The sequence below is a fragment of the Enterococcus sp. DIV1315a genome (assembly GCF_051712325.1).
Lineage (GTDB): Bacteria > Bacillota > Bacilli > Lactobacillales > Enterococcaceae > Enterococcus > Enterococcus faecalis.
Map to the genome: position 1 here is coordinate 67,994 of NZ_JBIOOS010000001.1, position 16,073 is coordinate 84,066.

At 36.5% G+C, this 16,073-nt stretch carries 16 protein-coding genes; 13 read left to right on the top strand and 3 right to left on the bottom strand.

The window, feature by feature from the left end; all coding sequences use genetic code 11:
* Window positions 1-65: 65 nt before the first annotated feature.
* From ruvA to IGJ03_RS00310, 5 genes are all read left to right on the top strand, one after another.
* Window positions 66-680 (top strand): Holliday junction branch migration protein RuvA, encoded by a 615-nt coding sequence (ruvA, locus tag IGJ03_RS00290; protein WP_002359241.1) that lies wholly within the window; start codon window positions 66-68, stop codon window positions 678-680.
* Window positions 681-692: 12 nt separating this feature from the next.
* Window positions 693-1,709, top strand: a complete 1,017-nt coding sequence (ruvB, locus tag IGJ03_RS00295) for a Holliday junction branch migration DNA helicase RuvB (RefSeq protein ID WP_002381340.1) — start codon at window positions 693-695, stop codon at window positions 1,707-1,709.
* 141 nt (window positions 1,710-1,850) lie between these two features.
* Entirely contained in the window at window positions 1,851-2,549 is a 699-nt protein-coding gene (locus tag IGJ03_RS00300; protein ID WP_002364575.1) for an N-acetylmannosamine-6-phosphate 2-epimerase, read from the top strand.
* Between the two features lie 177 nt (window positions 2,550-2,726).
* Entirely contained in the window at window positions 2,727-5,066 is a 2,340-nt protein-coding gene (gene ygjK, locus IGJ03_RS00305; protein ID WP_429861508.1) for an alpha-glucosidase, read from the top strand.
* A gap of 542 nt (window positions 5,067-5,608) precedes the next feature.
* Window positions 5,609-6,526: a helix-turn-helix domain-containing protein gene (locus IGJ03_RS00310; RefSeq protein WP_002379261.1), complete on the top strand. Its 918-nt coding sequence runs from the start codon at window positions 5,609-5,611 to the stop codon at window positions 6,524-6,526.
* A gap of 42 nt (window positions 6,527-6,568) precedes the next feature.
* Here IGJ03_RS00310 and IGJ03_RS00315 read toward each other — a convergent pair whose 3' ends face one another.
* Window positions 6,569-7,222, bottom strand: a complete 654-nt coding sequence (locus tag IGJ03_RS00315) for a Crp/Fnr family transcriptional regulator (protein WP_002356081.1) — start codon at window positions 7,220-7,222, stop codon at window positions 6,569-6,571.
* A 273-nt stretch (window positions 7,223-7,495) separates the two neighbouring features.
* Here IGJ03_RS00315 and IGJ03_RS00320 point away from each other — a divergent pair, with 273 nt between their 5' ends.
* The 8 genes from IGJ03_RS00320 to IGJ03_RS00355 all read left to right on the top strand — a co-directional run bounded on the left by IGJ03_RS00320 (window position 7,496) and on the right by IGJ03_RS00355 (window position 12,390).
* On the top strand, window positions 7,496-8,389 hold the full coding sequence (locus tag IGJ03_RS00320; RefSeq protein WP_033594363.1) for an SDR family oxidoreductase: 894 nt from the start codon (window positions 7,496-7,498) through the stop codon (window positions 8,387-8,389).
* Window positions 8,390-8,401: 12 nt separating this feature from the next.
* The gene (gene amaP / locus IGJ03_RS00325; protein WP_002381343.1) at window positions 8,402-8,974 is read left to right on the top strand and encodes an alkaline shock response membrane anchor protein AmaP; all 573 of its coding nucleotides are present in this window, start codon (window positions 8,402-8,404) and stop codon (window positions 8,972-8,974) included.
* A gap of 12 nt (window positions 8,975-8,986) precedes the next feature.
* Window positions 8,987-9,178 (top strand): DUF2273 domain-containing protein, encoded by a 192-nt coding sequence (locus IGJ03_RS00330; RefSeq protein WP_002356087.1) that lies wholly within the window; start codon window positions 8,987-8,989, stop codon window positions 9,176-9,178.
* Between the two features lie 12 nt (window positions 9,179-9,190).
* Window positions 9,191-9,703: an Asp23/Gls24 family envelope stress response protein gene (locus IGJ03_RS00335; protein ID WP_002383483.1), complete on the top strand. Its 513-nt coding sequence runs from the start codon at window positions 9,191-9,193 to the stop codon at window positions 9,701-9,703.
* A gap of 58 nt (window positions 9,704-9,761) precedes the next feature.
* Complete coding sequence (locus IGJ03_RS00340; RefSeq protein ID WP_002356090.1) at window positions 9,762-10,322, top strand: Asp23/Gls24 family envelope stress response protein; 561 nt, start codon at window positions 9,762-9,764, stop codon at window positions 10,320-10,322.
* Window positions 10,323-10,345: 23 nt separating this feature from the next.
* Entirely contained in the window at window positions 10,346-10,588 is a 243-nt protein-coding gene (locus tag IGJ03_RS00345; protein ID WP_002356092.1) for a GlsB/YeaQ/YmgE family stress response membrane protein, read from the top strand.
* A gap of 366 nt (window positions 10,589-10,954) precedes the next feature.
* The gene (locus IGJ03_RS00350) at window positions 10,955-12,190 is read left to right on the top strand and encodes an MFS transporter (RefSeq protein ID WP_375804826.1); all 1,236 of its coding nucleotides are present in this window, start codon (window positions 10,955-10,957) and stop codon (window positions 12,188-12,190) included.
* Window positions 12,191-12,210: 20 nt separating this feature from the next.
* A complete protein-coding gene (locus IGJ03_RS00355) occupies window positions 12,211-12,390 on the top strand; it encodes a hypothetical protein (protein WP_002381345.1) in 180 nt (59 codons plus the stop codon).
* A 356-nt stretch (window positions 12,391-12,746) separates the two neighbouring features.
* Here IGJ03_RS00355 and IGJ03_RS00360 read toward each other — a convergent pair whose 3' ends face one another.
* Both IGJ03_RS00360 and IGJ03_RS00365 read right to left on the bottom strand, forming a co-directional pair.
* Window positions 12,747-14,231, bottom strand: a complete 1,485-nt coding sequence (locus IGJ03_RS00360) for a helix-turn-helix domain-containing protein (RefSeq protein WP_002359246.1) — start codon at window positions 14,229-14,231, stop codon at window positions 12,747-12,749.
* Window positions 14,225-15,712: a helix-turn-helix domain-containing protein gene (locus IGJ03_RS00365; RefSeq protein WP_002395238.1), complete on the bottom strand. Its 1,488-nt coding sequence runs from the start codon at window positions 15,710-15,712 to the stop codon at window positions 14,225-14,227. Before IGJ03_RS00365 ends, IGJ03_RS00360 begins: the two co-directional genes overlap by 7 nt.
* Between the last annotated feature and the right edge of the window lie 361 nt (window positions 15,713-16,073).

Sequence of the window (16,073 nt, forward strand, 5' to 3'; positions counted from 1 at the left end):
TTAAAATAAATGAATCAAGTAAAATGGAACATATGTACGCAATCAGCAATTGGAAAGGTGACAACATGTACGAATATATTATTGGAAAAGTAACGTTTGTTAGCCCATACTATATTGTCGTTGAAACAAATGGCATTGGCTATCAGATTTCAGTCGATAACCCGTATCGCTATTCAGGAAAAATGGATACGGACATTAAACTATATCTTCACCAAGTCGTGCGGGAAGATGCACAACTTTTATTTGGTTTTGGCAGTTTAGAAGAAAAACAATTGTTCTTAAAATTAATCAGTGTCTCTGGAATTGGCCCTAAAAGTGGTTTAGCTATCATGGCTTCTGTGGCTGATCATGGTGGTTTAATCAATGCAATTGAAGGGGAAGATGTTACATATTTAACGAAGTTCCCAGGTGTTGGCAAGAAAACAGCCCAACAAATGATTTTAGATTTAAAAGGAAAACTAGGCGAATTAGAGTCTTCCGAAGCAGCGGTGGCGGCCATGACCGCAACCGAAGCGGTGACAACAAGCAATCAAGCATTGGCAGAAGCGTTAGAAGCATTAAGTGCCCTAGGCTACAGTGACCGAGAGATTAAGCGTATCACTAAGCAATTGGAAGCGTTAGGTGAGACAACGACAGATGTTTATTTGAGCAATGCGTTAAAATTCATGATGAAACGCTAAGGAGGAATAACGATGACAGAAGAAGAACGGTTGCTTTCAGCTGCAAGTCAAGAAGCAGAAGCTTCAATTGAAAAATCGTTACGTCCACAATTTTTAGCACAATATATTGGTCAAGACAAAGTAAAACAAGAACTAACGATTTATATTGAAGCGGCGAAAAATCGGAATGAAGCGTTGGATCATACCCTTCTTTATGGTCCGCCAGGTTTAGGGAAAACGACAATGGCGATGGTCATCGCCAATGAAATGAATGTGAACATTCGTACCACAAGTGGACCAGCCATCGAACGGGCGGGAGATTTAGTCGCTATTTTGAACGAATTAGAGCCTGGTGATGTGTTATTTATCGATGAAATTCATCGTTTGCCGCGAGTTGTGGAAGAAATGCTGTATTCCGCAATGGAAGATTTTTACATTGATATCATGGTTGGTCAAGGAACCACGGCACATCCCGTTCATTTTCCATTACCGCCTTTTACTTTAGTGGGCGCTACCACACGGGCAGGGATGCTTTCAGCACCATTACGAGATCGTTTTGGGATTATTTCTCACATGGAGTATTATCAAGAGCAGGATTTAAAAGAAATCGTTCTCCGTTCCGCGGATATTTTTCAAACGGAGATTTTTGAGGAAGGTGCCTTTGAAATTGCGCGCCGCTCAAGAGGAACCCCCCGAATTGCTAACCGTTTGTTAAAACGTGTCCGTGATTTTGCCCAAGTCCAATCAGATGGCAAAATCGACCGAGCGATTGCAGACAAAGCGTTAACCTTACTGCAAGTGGACCATCAAGGCTTGGACTATGTCGATCAAAAATTGTTGAAAACAATGATTGATTTATACGGCGGCGGTCCGGTTGGTTTAAGTACCTTGTCTGTAAACATCGGTGAAGAAACCGAAACGGTGGAAGATATGTATGAACCCTATCTTATTCAAAAAGGTTTCATTAAACGAACACCGCGAGGACGAATTGCAACGCCATTTGCGTATGCACATTTTGGGTATGATTATTTAGAGGGTCGTAAAAATTAAAAATAAGTCAAAAGAAAGCAAGCCTTAACCGCTTGCTTTCTTTTGTTTCACGTGAAACGTTTGTTCTTATTTAGAAGAGTGGCATATTTCAGCTGTTGTAGTTATACTGTGTTTGTAATCGCTTTTAAATTGGAGGGATCAATGTTGAATAAAGAAATCAAAGGGGCATTAATTGTTTCTTGCCAAGCGTTGGCAGACGAACCGTTGCATAGTTCTTTTATCATGTCCAAGATGGCTTTGGCCGCTAAACAAGGAGGGGCTAAAGGTATTCGAGCAAATTCTGTGGTAGACATTCGAGCAATCCGGAAAGAGGTTGATTTACCAATCATTGGGATTATTAAACGAGATTATCCTGACGCAGAAGTATATATTACCGCAACTATGCGTGAGATAGATGAATTAATGGCTGTTCAGCCAGAAATTATCGCTCTCGATGCAACCCATTCAAAACGACCAAATGGCGAAACGTTAGCCACATTTTTCAAAAGAATAAAAGAAAAGTATCCTAACCAAGAATGGATGGCAGATTGTTCCACGCTGGAAGAGATGATTGAAGCGGCGGAGTTAGGTTTTGATTATATTGGCACAACGTTAGTCGGCTATACGCCGCAAAGTGAAAATCAGCGGATTGAACAAAATGATTTTGAACTGTTAAGAGAAGCAAAGAAGCATTTTACTACACCAATCATTGCAGAAGGAATGATTGATACGCCAGCAAAAGTCCAACGTGTTCTGGAGCTAGGTGCTTATAGCGTGGTGGTGGGATCTGTTATTACACGACCGCAAAAAATTACTGAAAAATTTGTGGAAGCTACGAAAATAAAACAGAATCAAGCATAAACTAAATACACTATCGATACACTCGTTATTTTTTGATCAATACACTTCGATACGGTCGCTTTTTTTCTAGAGAAAGTTGAATCTTTCAATAATAAAAAGGGATACACTCCATTTGGCATAGTCCTTGCTGATAATAAATCAGTGTATAAAGCGCTATCATTTTATAGGAGGGGTTTTATGAAGGGTTTATCAAAAAAGAAACGGGTGTCTACTTGGTTAGCGTTAGGAATCACCGTAGTCAGCTGTTTTGCGTTAAGCGGGGAAGTGCAAGCAAGTGTTGAAAGAACAAAAGTTGATGAATTTGCAAATGTTTTAGATGTGAGTGCATCACCAACCGAACGGACGAATGGCGTATACGATACCAATTATTTTAATAATTTTTCTGATTTAGGTGCATGGCATGGCTACTATTTACCTGAAAAAAGCAATAAAGAGCTACTGGGTGGTTTTGCGGGGCCATTGATTATTGCGGAAGAATATCCAGTAAACTTGGCGGCAAGTTTAAACAAATTAACGGTCAAAAATAAAAAAACGGGAGAAACCTATGATTTAAGCCAAAGCAACCGCATGGACCTGTCTTATTATCCTGGGCGCCTAGAGCAAACCTATGAATTAGACGATCTAACGATTCATTTAGCTTTAATTTTTGTCAGCAATCGAACGGCGCTTATCCAAACGACACTTGAAAACACTGGTGAAGAGCCCTTGTCACTTGAAGCAAGCTGGACAGGTGCGGTCTTTGACAAAATTCAAGAGGGAACGGAAACCTTAGATATTGGCACTCGTTTAACTGCTAAAGACAATGACATTCAAGTGAATTTTGGCGAAGTCAGAGAAACGTGGAATTATTTTGCTACGAAAGACACAAAATATACGATTCATCATGCGGATAAAGTTTCAACAAAAATTGATAATCGGAATTATACAGCAACCGCTGAACCAATTGAATTGAAGCCTAAACAAACGTACAACACCTATACGACAGAAAGCTATACTTTTACAAAAGAAGAAGAGGCAAAGGAACAACAACAAGCACCCGAATACACCAAAAATGCGGCGCGCTATTTCAAAGAGAATAAGCAAAGATGGCAAGGATATCTAGATAAAACGTTTGATCAAAAGAAAACAGCAGAATTTCCTGAATATCAAAATGCGCTAGTCAAATCGATTGAAACGATTAATACCAATTGGCGAAGTGCGGCAGGTGCCTTTAAGCATGACGGGATTGTTCCGTCCATGTCTTATAAATGGTTTATTGGTATGTGGGCTTGGGATTCGTGGAAAGCGGATGTAGCAACGGCTGATTTTAATCCTGAGTTAGCTAAAAATAATATGCGGGCCTTGTTTGATTATCAAATTCAAAAAGATGATACCGTACGTCCACAAGATACAGGAGCGATCATTGATGCTGTCTTTTACAATCAAGACAGTGCGCGTGGTGGTGAAGGTGGCAACTGGAATGAACGAAATTCTAAACCACCATTGGCTGCATGGGCAGTTTGGCATATTTATCAAGAAACCAAAGATAAGGAATTTTTAAAAGAAATGTATCCCAAACTTGTGGCTTATCATAATTGGTGGTATACCAACAGAGACCACAATAAAAATGGGATAGCAGAATATGGAAGCATGGTCAGTGATGCTCACTGGCAAAAAGACGACAAGGATCAAATCATTAAAGATAAAAATGGCCAACCTAAAGTGGATGATGATGCTGTTATTGAAGCAGCCGCGTGGGAAAGTGGCATGGATAACGCTACACGGTTTGACAAAGAAGGTGTGGGCAAAGGCGACGTGGGAGTTAAAGTTTTTGAAAACAAAAATAAAGGAAAAGTAGTGGGGTATTCGATTAATCAAGAATCAGTGGATTTGAATGCGTATCTCTACGCTGAAAAGGGCTATTTAGCTTCGATAGCAGAAGAACTAGGCAAAAAAGAGGACTATAAGAACTATCAAAAAGAAGCGAAGAAACTAAAAAAATATATTCAAGAAAATATGTTTGATGAAAAAACAGGCTTCTTCTATGACTTACAAATAAATGAAGACGGCTCGAAAACAAAATTGTTAGTCAATCGTGGCAAAGGAACAGAAGGCTGGTTGCCGCTCTGGGCAAAAGTAGCGACCAAAGAACAGGCGGCGGCAGTTAAGAAAAACATGATGAATCAAGAAATGTTCAATACCTTTATGCCATTCCCAACGGCATCCAAAGACAATGAAAAATTTGCTGCAACGAAATATTGGCGGGGACCAGTTTGGCTTGATCAAGCCTTGTTTGGTGTAGAAGCTCTTCAAAACTATGACTATACAAAAGAAGCAAAAGAAATGACACAAAAACTCTTCTTACATGCCGAAGGATTGATGGGAGAAGGACCTATTCATGAAAATTATGATCCACTAACAGGGAAGGGCCTAAGTACGAAAAACTTTAGTTGGTCAGCGGCAGCATACTATTTACTGTATAAAAACACCTTATTAAGTAATAATCCCACAACGCAAACCGCTTTTGAAATAAAATAGAAAAACAGCTCTTGAGAAAATATCTCTCAAGAGCTATTTTTTTCTTCACTTGCTACAATCTGTTTCCCTCTGATTTAATTAAATGTAATTTATTTGTTTAAATAAATATATTTCAAATAATTAAATAAAATATCTAAAAATAAACGATATGTACTTTTATTAAAAATGTTATTTAATAAAAATGAAATAGATATTAAATGGAATTGATTGTACAATGGTTAGTGAAGAGTGGGTTTAACGGAACCGAGTAATAAGAAATAAACTAATATTGAAACCAAACATTGCGACACCTCCTGCTCTAAGTTATGTTGAATTTCATTATAAGACAGATATCTTAGTTTCTTCAAGAACGAATTAGAAAAGTTTTTTTAATTTGTTGACGTCTAACAATTATAATGTGCAAAAAAATAATTCAAACAAATATATTATTTGATTATTTGGTAATATTAAAGTTCGTAAAAATAATTTTTTATAAAATGTTATATTTTAGTTAATAAAAAAATAATACTTAATATTAACTTATTAATAGAAAGGAGCATATTATGGATGTGTTAGAGGCATTAAAGTATTTTAGAAAAAAGAAAAAAATTGCTCAGAAAGATGTTTTACCAAAAAAAGGGAAACAAACCTATCGAAGAATCGAAATTGGTGAAGCCAAGCTAAGTTACGAGGATTTAATGACAGCATTACAGTCACTGGGGATTACCTTTAATGAATTTTTTCATATGGTCTCTGAAACAAGAAGTACGGCTTCATCTAAAATTATGCATCAAATTGAATGTTGTCAAATGGGGTTGAACAATACAAGTGAAAAAAAGAACCTGATTCATTACTTTTATCAATTAGAGCGCAATCCCCACAAAAACGCAGTAGAGATGTCTATTTATACAGATATTAAGCTAACTTTCAGTAATGATTGGGAGGAAATTCCAGAATTTGATGAAACCGATCGAATGGCAATTCTCGCACTTATCTCTAGCAAAAGCTACTATACATATTACGATTATCAAATGGTGACTAATACAGGGGCGTTATTTTCTGAAAACGAAGTCCTTCAGATTCTTGAGCAGATGTTTCCTGTCAAAGATGCTGAATTACGTGATACCCAAACATTAAATGTCGCCTATGGTTTTTACCTAAATATCATTACAGCGCAACTTTATAAGAAAAATTATGCGAAAGCCCGGGAATATTTAGCGCTAATGAGTGTTACCACGATTCCTGCTGAAATCTACTATATTCATTTTAACTTACGTTACTTAAAAAATCTTACGTATTATCTGTACACTGGCAAAATGAGATATTATAAAGAAGTAATCGCCGTTATTGATATGATTGAAAGTTTTGGGGATGCACGTTTGGCGGAAGGCATGAAAAAAGAAATGCTTCAGCTGACGGCTGGTCGGACATTTAATTTAGATTATGGACAATTTCCTGTGAATATTGTCACTGAAAAATAAAAAGCACCCCCCGCAAGGTCAAACTTGCGGGGGGTGCTGATGTTAAACAATAATGTTATCTCTAATCATATCTAAATCTTTAATCAAAATTTTGCGGTTACGTAGTTCAATTGCCCCTAACTCTTTTAGTTGCTGCATCATCCGGTTAACGCTACTAGCAGAAGTTATCCCACAAAAATGCGCAATTTCTTCATTGGTCACCACGAAATCGATTAAAATACCTTCCTCTGTTTCTACGCCAAATGAATCGTACATTTCATAGATTTGTGTACAAACGGCCCCAAATTTGCCATTCATCAACATTTGCTGCATCTTTTTCATGGAATGCATTAAACGGTCCCGATAGTATTCTTTGACATACATTTGCAAGTCTTTACTATTATTGATATCCCGCCAAAATTGAACACGGTCGATTTGGTAAAGTTCTGCTTGTGGAGATTCGATGCGAATATTAAAAGGTGCATCAATAAATTCTGAATATTCATCACGTAGCAATGAAACAATTTCCAAATTGTTGATATAACGTAAATTAAATTCACGACCGTCTTTGGAGATAACGCTAGTTTTGATGATGCCACTTTTTAAAATATAGGCATAACGATCTTGCAGTCCTTCATAAGTTAAATAATTTTTCTTCTTTTTTACAACGACTCGAAAGGAATGTTCATCTAAGTAGTCTTGTAAAACATTTCTCATTGGCGGTAACTCCTCAATTATCTCTAAATATTTTTGTTTTTGCCTGTTGGGCTTCTTTCTTATTTAAGCGAATTGGACATCATATGTCAATAACAAATGTTGATAAAATAGGTCAATTAAACGCTATTTTGAAAAATAAAATCAGCTTTTAGATAATTTTGCCAAAAATTTCGCTTAATGAGTATTAAAAATATTTTTTTTATTTTATGTGCTCAAATATTTTTCAAAAAGAAAAAATTGTATTAAGGTAATAGTAGAAAGGGAGGAGATTTAATGACAGAACCAAACTTAAAAGACCCAAGAAAGTTATTTTATAGTGATGGATTTCCGCAACAAGATCAAGAAACTCCCGCATTACAGGACAAAATGGTCCCTAAACCAGATTGTGGGGAAGACAGCTATGTCGGAAATCACAAATTAGAAAATCGTCGGGTATTAATTACAGGCGGTGATTCTGGGATTGGACGAGCTGCGGCGATTGCTTTTGCTCGTGAAGGCGCAGATATCGCCTTACATTTTTTCCCAGGTGAAGAAAAAGACGCCGAAGAAGTGGCGCACTATATACGAGAAGCTGGCCGAAAAGTCTTTCTTTTGCCAGCAGATTTAAGAGATAAACAGGCACCTGAAGAATTGGTTGCACAAGCTCGTGAATCTTTAGGCGGCTTGGATACCCTCGTTTTAAATGCAGCTCAACAAATTTCCTGTGCCGCTATTGAAGAATTGCCAATGGAACAAGTGATAGACACTTTCCATGTCAATATTATTGCGATGTTTGGTATTGTCAAAGCAGCAGTGCCTCACTTGCCTGCCGGAAGTAGCATCGTGACAACGACTTCCGTCCAAGCTTTTAATCCCAGTGAGCATTTATTGGATTATGCAGCAACGAAGGCATCAATTGCCAACTTTACCGTTGGTTTAGCAAAACAACTGGCACCAAAAGGCATTCGGGTAAATGGCGTGGCTCCAGGACCAATCTGGACACCGTTACAGTTAGATCATGGACAACCAATTGAAGAGTTGCCAGAATTTGGGCAACATTCTTTACTGGAACGTGCGGGTCAGCCTGCTGAATTAGCCCCTGTTTATGTTTTCTTGGCGTCCAATGATGCAAGTTATGTTACGGCTCAAGTTTATGGCGTAACTGGTGGAGAAGCAATTAATCTTTAGGAGGGATGTTCCGTGAATAAAGTTGTTAAAATACTTTTGCTTCTAGGTTCACTGATTTTAATGGCATTATTTGGCGCGGTGGCCATCACCACTTGGTCAGCCGATACAGCTTGGCAACCACCAGATAATGTCCAATGGTTCTTGCAAGACAACGAGTACGCACGTCAAGCAATCTTTTGGGTAGCGCTGGTTTTACTAGGAATTATGCTCTTTCTATTTTTATTCATTCTTTTATTCCCAAGAAGAAAAGGCACGTTTGAATTAAAAGAAGAGCAAGGAAAGTTAGTGTTACACCGTAAAGCCATCGAAGGATTTGTACGCTCTAGCTTGCAAGACAGTGACTTTCTGGAAGCACCAACCATTCGTGTAAAGGCGACAAAACGGCGCATTAAGGTCAATGTTAAAGGCACACTGAAACGAACGGCAGATTTAATTGGACAAACAGAAGCTTGGTCAAAAACAATGGAAGAACGGCTTGCTCGTTTGGTAGGAACTGGTCACAAGATTACGATTGATGTTCATTTTGAAGATATTCAATCAATGAAACGACCACAACAACAGCAAACACAAGCACGTGTGGAGTAGGAGGGATGTACAATGGTTGAATGGATAAAACAATATGCCGTTCCGTTAATTGGTGGCCTAGTCGGCTTGGTTTTTGCAATCTTGTTTCTGTCAATCGGCTTCTTTAAAACATTGTTAGTAGTACTCCTGACAGGACTAGGTATTTGGCTAGGTTTGTATTTGGAACAGACAGGCATTGTCAAAAATTATTTTCATCATAAATAGGAGGTTTTGGCTATGGAAAATGCAAATGTATCGATTGTTAAAGGTGAGTTGACGTTTGAGGATAAAGTAATCCAAAAAATTATTGGCATTGCTTTGGAAGAAGTCGACGGTTTGTTAACTGTGGACGGTGGTTTTTTCTCGAATTTACGAGATAAAATGATTAACAGTGAAGATGTTACAACAGGCATTCACACCGAGGTCGGCAAAAAACAAGTCGCAGTGGATATGGACATTGTAGCCGAATATGGGAAAGATATCGAGACCATTTATGATCAAATGAAAGAGGTTATTACTCGTGAAGTCCAACAAATGACTCACTTGGAAGTAATCGAAGTCAATGTCAATGTAGTAGATATCAAAACACAAGCAGAGTACCAAGAAGAAAGTGAAACAGTCCAAGATAAACTTGGCAACGCCGCTGAAGCGACAGGTAGTTTTATGTCAAAACAAACCAACAAAGCCAAACATGCGGTAACTAAAGGCAAGACAAAAGTCAAAGAAAACACGGCACCTCGTGTTCAATAATTGGTTATTATTTTATTAAAAATAAAGCAATAATAGAAGAAACTAGGAGGAATGAACCATGAGTAACGAAAAATTCAATAATGTACCAAAACCAGCAGGAAACGGACCACACACACCAGAAGATCATGCAATCAAAGGTGAATTAACATTTGAAGATAAAGTCGTTCAAAAAATTATCGGTTTAGCCTTAGAAAATGTCGATGGTCTATTAACAGTCGATGGCGGCTTTTTCTCAAATATTGCTGAAAAATTAGTAAACACAGATAACGTCACAGCGGGTATTGATACAGAAGTTGGTAAAAAACAAGTCGCTGTTGATATGGATATCGTAGTAGAATACGGCAAAGATATTCAAGACATTTACGAAAAAATGAAAGAATTAATCAGCCGTGAAGTGAAAAAAATGACCCACTTAGATGTGATTGAAGTGAATGTTAACGTAGTTGATATCAAATCAAAAGAAGAATACGAAGAAGATAGCGAAACGGTTCAAGATAAAGTCACAGGCGCTGCCAAAAGTACCGGTGAATTTGCTTCTGAACAAACAGAAAAAGCAAAAAAAGCTGTGAATAAAGGAACAGAACAAGTCAAAGAAAATATGGAACCACGTGTAGAATAAACAGTTAAAGGGAGGAAACAATCATGGGCTTTATTTGGGCATTAATTGTCGGCGGGGTCATTGGGGCAATCGCTGGAGCAATTACTAAAAAAGGATCATCAATGGGCATTATTGCCAATATCATTGCAGGGTTAGTTGGTTCAACAATTGGGCAAGCCATTTTAGGCACATGGGGACCAAGTTTAGCTGGGATGGCTATTGTGCCATCGATTATCGGGGCAGTGATTTTAGTTGCCATCGTTTCATGGATTTTAGGACGAAAATAGAGAAAGTTTAAAAAAATAGGGCATAAGTCGTTTCGGCTTATGCCCTATTTTTCTTTTTCTATGTATGAGGAAGTTTCGTATGAAAAGTAAATTTTGAGCAATTAGCTAAGAGCTTATTTTAATTAAAATCATTAGTCATTTTGGCTTTTCAACAAAAATCAACAACATTTGTTGAAGTTATTTGTAGATAACGTTTATCATTCACAAATTTACATTTTTTTGTAACGGATATCTCGTATAGTAATAACTGCAAATGAATTTCAGAAAATTTTTTGATAAGTCATCAAAGTGAGGGGATAGCGGTCTTTTATTGAAAAATAGCAACACAAAATAAACAGAACAAAAGAGAGAGGAATTCAAAGAATTATGACAGAACAAACACCAACAAAGCTTTTGAATAAAGGCTTTATCAGTATTACAGTGATTAATTTCATTGTCTATCTTGTTTATTATTTATTAATGGTTATTATTGCGGTGATTGCGCAAGATAGCTTACACGCTACTTTAGGTCAAGCTGGTTTGGCCTCAGGAATTTACATCATCGGGACATTGCTTGCACGACTTTTCATGGGGAAACTCCTTGAACTGATTGGGCGCAAACAAGTCTTACGTTATGGGGCTTTGTTTTATCTTTTAACGACTGTTGCGTATATGTATATGCCAAGTATGGGCATTCTTTATCTGGTCCGTTTTTTAAATGGGTTTGGTTACGGAACCGTTTCGACAGCGACCAACGCAATTGTTACCGCCTATATCCCTAAAAACAAAAAAGGGGAAGGGATCAATTATTATGGTTTGAGTACTAGTTTAGCAGCCGGCATTGGGCCATTTATTGGGATGTTATTGTTAAATGTTTCCAACTTCCATGTCATTATTAACTTTTCAATTATTTTAATTTTGTTAACAACCATTGCTTGCTTCATTTTCCCAGTGAAAAATATTGAGTTAACACCTGAACATCGTGAAGCTTTATCTAAATGGAATTTTGATAGTTTTGTTGAAAAGAAAGTTTTATTTATTACATTTATCGCCTTTTTAATGGGTCTTGCTTATTCAAGTGTCTTATCTTTCTTATCTTCTTATGTCAAAGTAATCGATTTAGTTGACGTCAGCACCTTCTTCTTTATCGTCTATGCGGTCGTGATTACCTTAACACGTCCATCGACAGGTCGGATTTTCGATGTCAAAGGTGAACGCTACGTCATGTATCCGAGCTACATTTTCTTAACACTAGGCTTGTTCTTATTAAGTATGACTACGTCTGGTTGGATGTTATTAGTTTCAGGTGGGTTAATTGGCTTAGGTTATGGTACTTTCATGTCAAATGGCCAAGCGGTTTGTCTTCAAGAAAGCCCAAGTCCTCACCGTATCGGGATTGCTTTATCGACTTATTTTATCGGTTTAGACCTTGGATTAGGGGTTGGTCCGTACGTTTTAGGTGAATTACGTAACTTTATGTCATTCCAACAAATGTACTTCTTAGCAGGCTGTATCCCAATCGTTTGTACCATTTTATATATAGTCTTCCACAAAGCTAAAAATGATGCCAAAGATTTGTCTCTTGAAACGATTGAAGAGATTGAACACGGCTCAGAACTATAAATGGACAAGGAGTGATTTCAATGCCTAACGATGAACGGATTTTAAACGTTTTACAACAAACACTAACGGAAATTCAACGCATGAACACGCGTTTAGCTAAAATTGAAACAGAGTTAGCCGATGTCGATCAACATCACGCGACTTTGGATCATTACTTGCAAGAGCTAGAATTGGTGACAGAAAATAACAACGTCATGTAAAGTGAGTTGTTAGTAAATGAATGTTCTACGCTTCGTTATCACTAGAGTGGAACATTGAAAATTTTCGTAAAAAACGCCAAAAGGTAGCAGTTTTTCTGCTACCTTTTGGCGTTTTTTGTAATTTAAAGTAAATAAGCAAGAAGAGCGTGGGACAAAAATCACTTTGGATTTTTGCTCCATGCTCAAAAACTGATAAACGGCGGGAACAGAAGCAACTCCTTCGGAAATAAGCCGAAATTCTCCAAAAATTAAAGAACAATTTTCGAAAATTCCTTCTTATTTCTCGGAGCTAAACACTTCTGTCCCGACCTCCTCTTGCTTATTTTTATCACTTAAAATGTTTCACGTGAAAACTTTTAAAAGTGGCGTGGACTTTGTTTGGTGACAATTTGTGTATTTAAATTTTCTAAGCTTTGCGCTAGTTCACCAATGCTAGCAGAAAAATCAACATAATAAGTGGGAACCGTTGATTTGACACTAACTTCTGAAAAGATATCTGTAATAATTACATCGAAAGGCTTTTCTGGTGAAGCGACAAAAATTAATTTTTTATCCACGGCTTTACTTAGCTTTTCATAAAGGGTATCTAAAATTAAATTACTTTGATTGGTCCTTACTAAGACACGAATCGGTGGTAAAGATTTCGTTTTCAATGTACAAAAAAGAATAAACAAGCAGTCAACTAACAATTTTTCATTGCCAATCAATGTCGGAAGCATTTCAATTGTAAGGCGCTTCACATCTTTGTAGAGACTTGGATTTTTTTGAAGTGCTTCTTTTAAAAAGCTTTCTTGCACAAATGGATTGGCAATCGTGACAAAGGTCTTAAAAAAGACACTTAAATTTTGGATAGAAGTATATAGATAAAGATACTCGTGAAATGTCAATTTAATTTGATAAAAAGACGTTAGTTGATAAATGATCTCTTTAATGGGTGAGCCTAATAGCTGGACCATATGCATCCGTGCTGCAGGAATTTCCAAGACATCTTGTGTGGCGTAGCTGACACTAATCGTCAATAAGAAAAAGGCAAAAAGGCCTTCTTTTTGTATAAATTTTGTTGGAACTTGGTGTAAGGCTTCTTCTTTAAAAAACAATTCAAATTCACTCAGATTAACAAAGGGATTAACAATCGCTTCTTCCTCCACGAAAGTTTCTTTGATAAAAAAGCCCTCTTTCCAACGCGCTAAAATCACAGCAGAAAAAATTAAGTCTTTTGTAAAATCTTGTGTTGTATTGAAAGAAACAGAGTGTTTTAAACGTCGAAAGAGACTATGGACTTCTTTTTTAGTAATCGTGTGCAACGGCCAATCCCCTTCAGAGTAATTGTTCCAAAAAAGCATCATAAAGAAAATCCGGATATCTTTTTCTTTGCCCACCAACACATTGGTACGTTTTAAATTGATTTCAATCTGATATTTTTGGAGCCATTGGTTTAATTGTCCAATTTTTCGCGTAAAGGTTGATGAAGAAATTTCTAGGACTTTTTCAAAATGTTTGCTATCAATTGCATTATGGTTAAAGGCATAGGTCAGTACTTGATACGCGAAACTTTTTTTTACAAAGTAGGGCATCAAAAACGACAGTTGGAAATAGGGTGCAAACCAAAATGTGATTTCTTTGGCATTTGCCGACAAAGAAAATAAGTTCTCCCAGCCGTTTTTTTCAATTTCTGTTTGGAGCAAAGCTACAGATTGTAGAATGGTATTTTGTTGCATTTTTAATTGAGTCGCTAAAGTAGAAATCGCCAATGTTTGTTCTTCTGCTTCACGACGTTCGAGTAACTCTTCTAAAAGAGCAAAACTTTTACGATAAGGTACATCAAGTAACCCTGTTAACATCCGATTCCCTCCAAACTGTTTTCCCCACGCAATTTAGCAAAATAAATTTTGCGAACTACTTGTTTTAGGTTATAGTATTCGTCTAAATAAGGAACGGGATGCCAATAAAAAGTTTTACTGGCGTGAAAAAGCGGATTATTTTTGTCAGTAATGACTAAGTCAGGCACTTCTTGAATATGATTAACAAATTTCAAAGGAACATCGCAATAATTATTGATTTCCTTCGCTAACCAATTTTCTTGTATCTGATTAATAGATGAATGAAGTAAAATTTTAACCGGAATTTGTTTATTTAATAAAACGCTCCGAATAATTAAAAAAATGGTTTCTTTAAATAACGCATCTAGTGGATGTTGTTTGTCAAAAGGCAAACGCTTTAAGAAATAGTTGGTTGTTCGTGAAACATTTGGGTATTGCTTTTCATACAAAGAGACGTTAGCAACCTCATAGCTCAATTCCTCTTCCACAGGGAAATGAATCAGTCGTTCACTGGCATTAGATAAATTAACCAACAAAAAGACCACTTCTATTGCGCTTAAATCCAACTGTAATTGCGTACATTTTTCAAAAATCCAGGTGACATGGGGACTTTCATCCATGCCCATAATCGCTAAGTTGGCAAAGTTGACCGTTTCTATTTGTTCAAGTGAATACATCGTTAATGTACTGAAAAAATCATAGTAGAAACGAATTTCAGCCCGCCATGTGTCGGGTTCTTTTTGTTCATTAATAAAACAATCATTCACTAATAATTGAAATTCTGAATAAGGAAAGGCTAAATTGATCGTAGCAATTTCAGGATAATCGCTGATTGTAAAATCAGATTGGTAACGGAGTAAACCTATGGACATAATTAATTTTAATTTGCGTAAATCGGTATATGTAAAGTAAGGATAACGGTTTTTGATGATTTCAATAAAATTCTGCAATTGCGCTTGATTGGTTTTAGATAAAAAAGGAACGAGAGAAGTTCCTGAAATGAAAAATAAGGAGTAAAAGAAACTACGAAAATCTTTCTCTTTGCCACAAATTTTTTCGCGCCTTTTTAAATTTAAATAACAATTAAATCTAGCTAAATAATTGTTTAAACGGTCACTGACTTGTTTAAAGATAGAAAAGTTAATGAAATGTTCTTCACAAAAATCTTTGGCTGAAGTGTAGCGTTTTAAAAGTAAATCCAGGGCTAACATATAGGTTAGTGACCCGCGGACAACAGCTTCTTTCATTAACTCAATCGGGATATTTTCATCGGCGACTAATTCTATGGACTGTTGATTATTAATGATGCGAATATGTACATTTTCATGTGTATTGACTCGAGAAATTAACAAAGTTAATTGATTCAATAAATTGTTGATATTGTAATGGGAAAATTCATATTTTCGTCGGAGTACTTGCATGGGGACTTTTTCTTTACTGTCATACAAGTATTCAATTAGGGAAAGTAACTGAATTTCCTGTTTGGTTAATAAGTTATGCATAATAACCACCTTTCTAATTGGTTATGATTGTTTGATTTTTCAGATAATACAGATAGGGCATTCTTTTTTAAATGACATTTGACAATTGCCAGTGAAAGAACTAGTTGTTCTTATGCTACTGTATCTATTCTTAAAAATCAAGAAGAACTGAATGTGTCAAATGGAAGAAAACATGGACAAAAAATGATAGAGCAAAAAATTATTAAGAAAAACAACCAGTTTATATAAAACATTTAAATAACAAAAATGATAATTTGAGTCTGTTGATTTTTTAGCTTAAATAGCTCATACAAATAGGCTTTTTTGTCTGGTTAGTTCTTATGAAAAAAATTTAAAAAAACGGTATAGTGGAAGGAGGAAT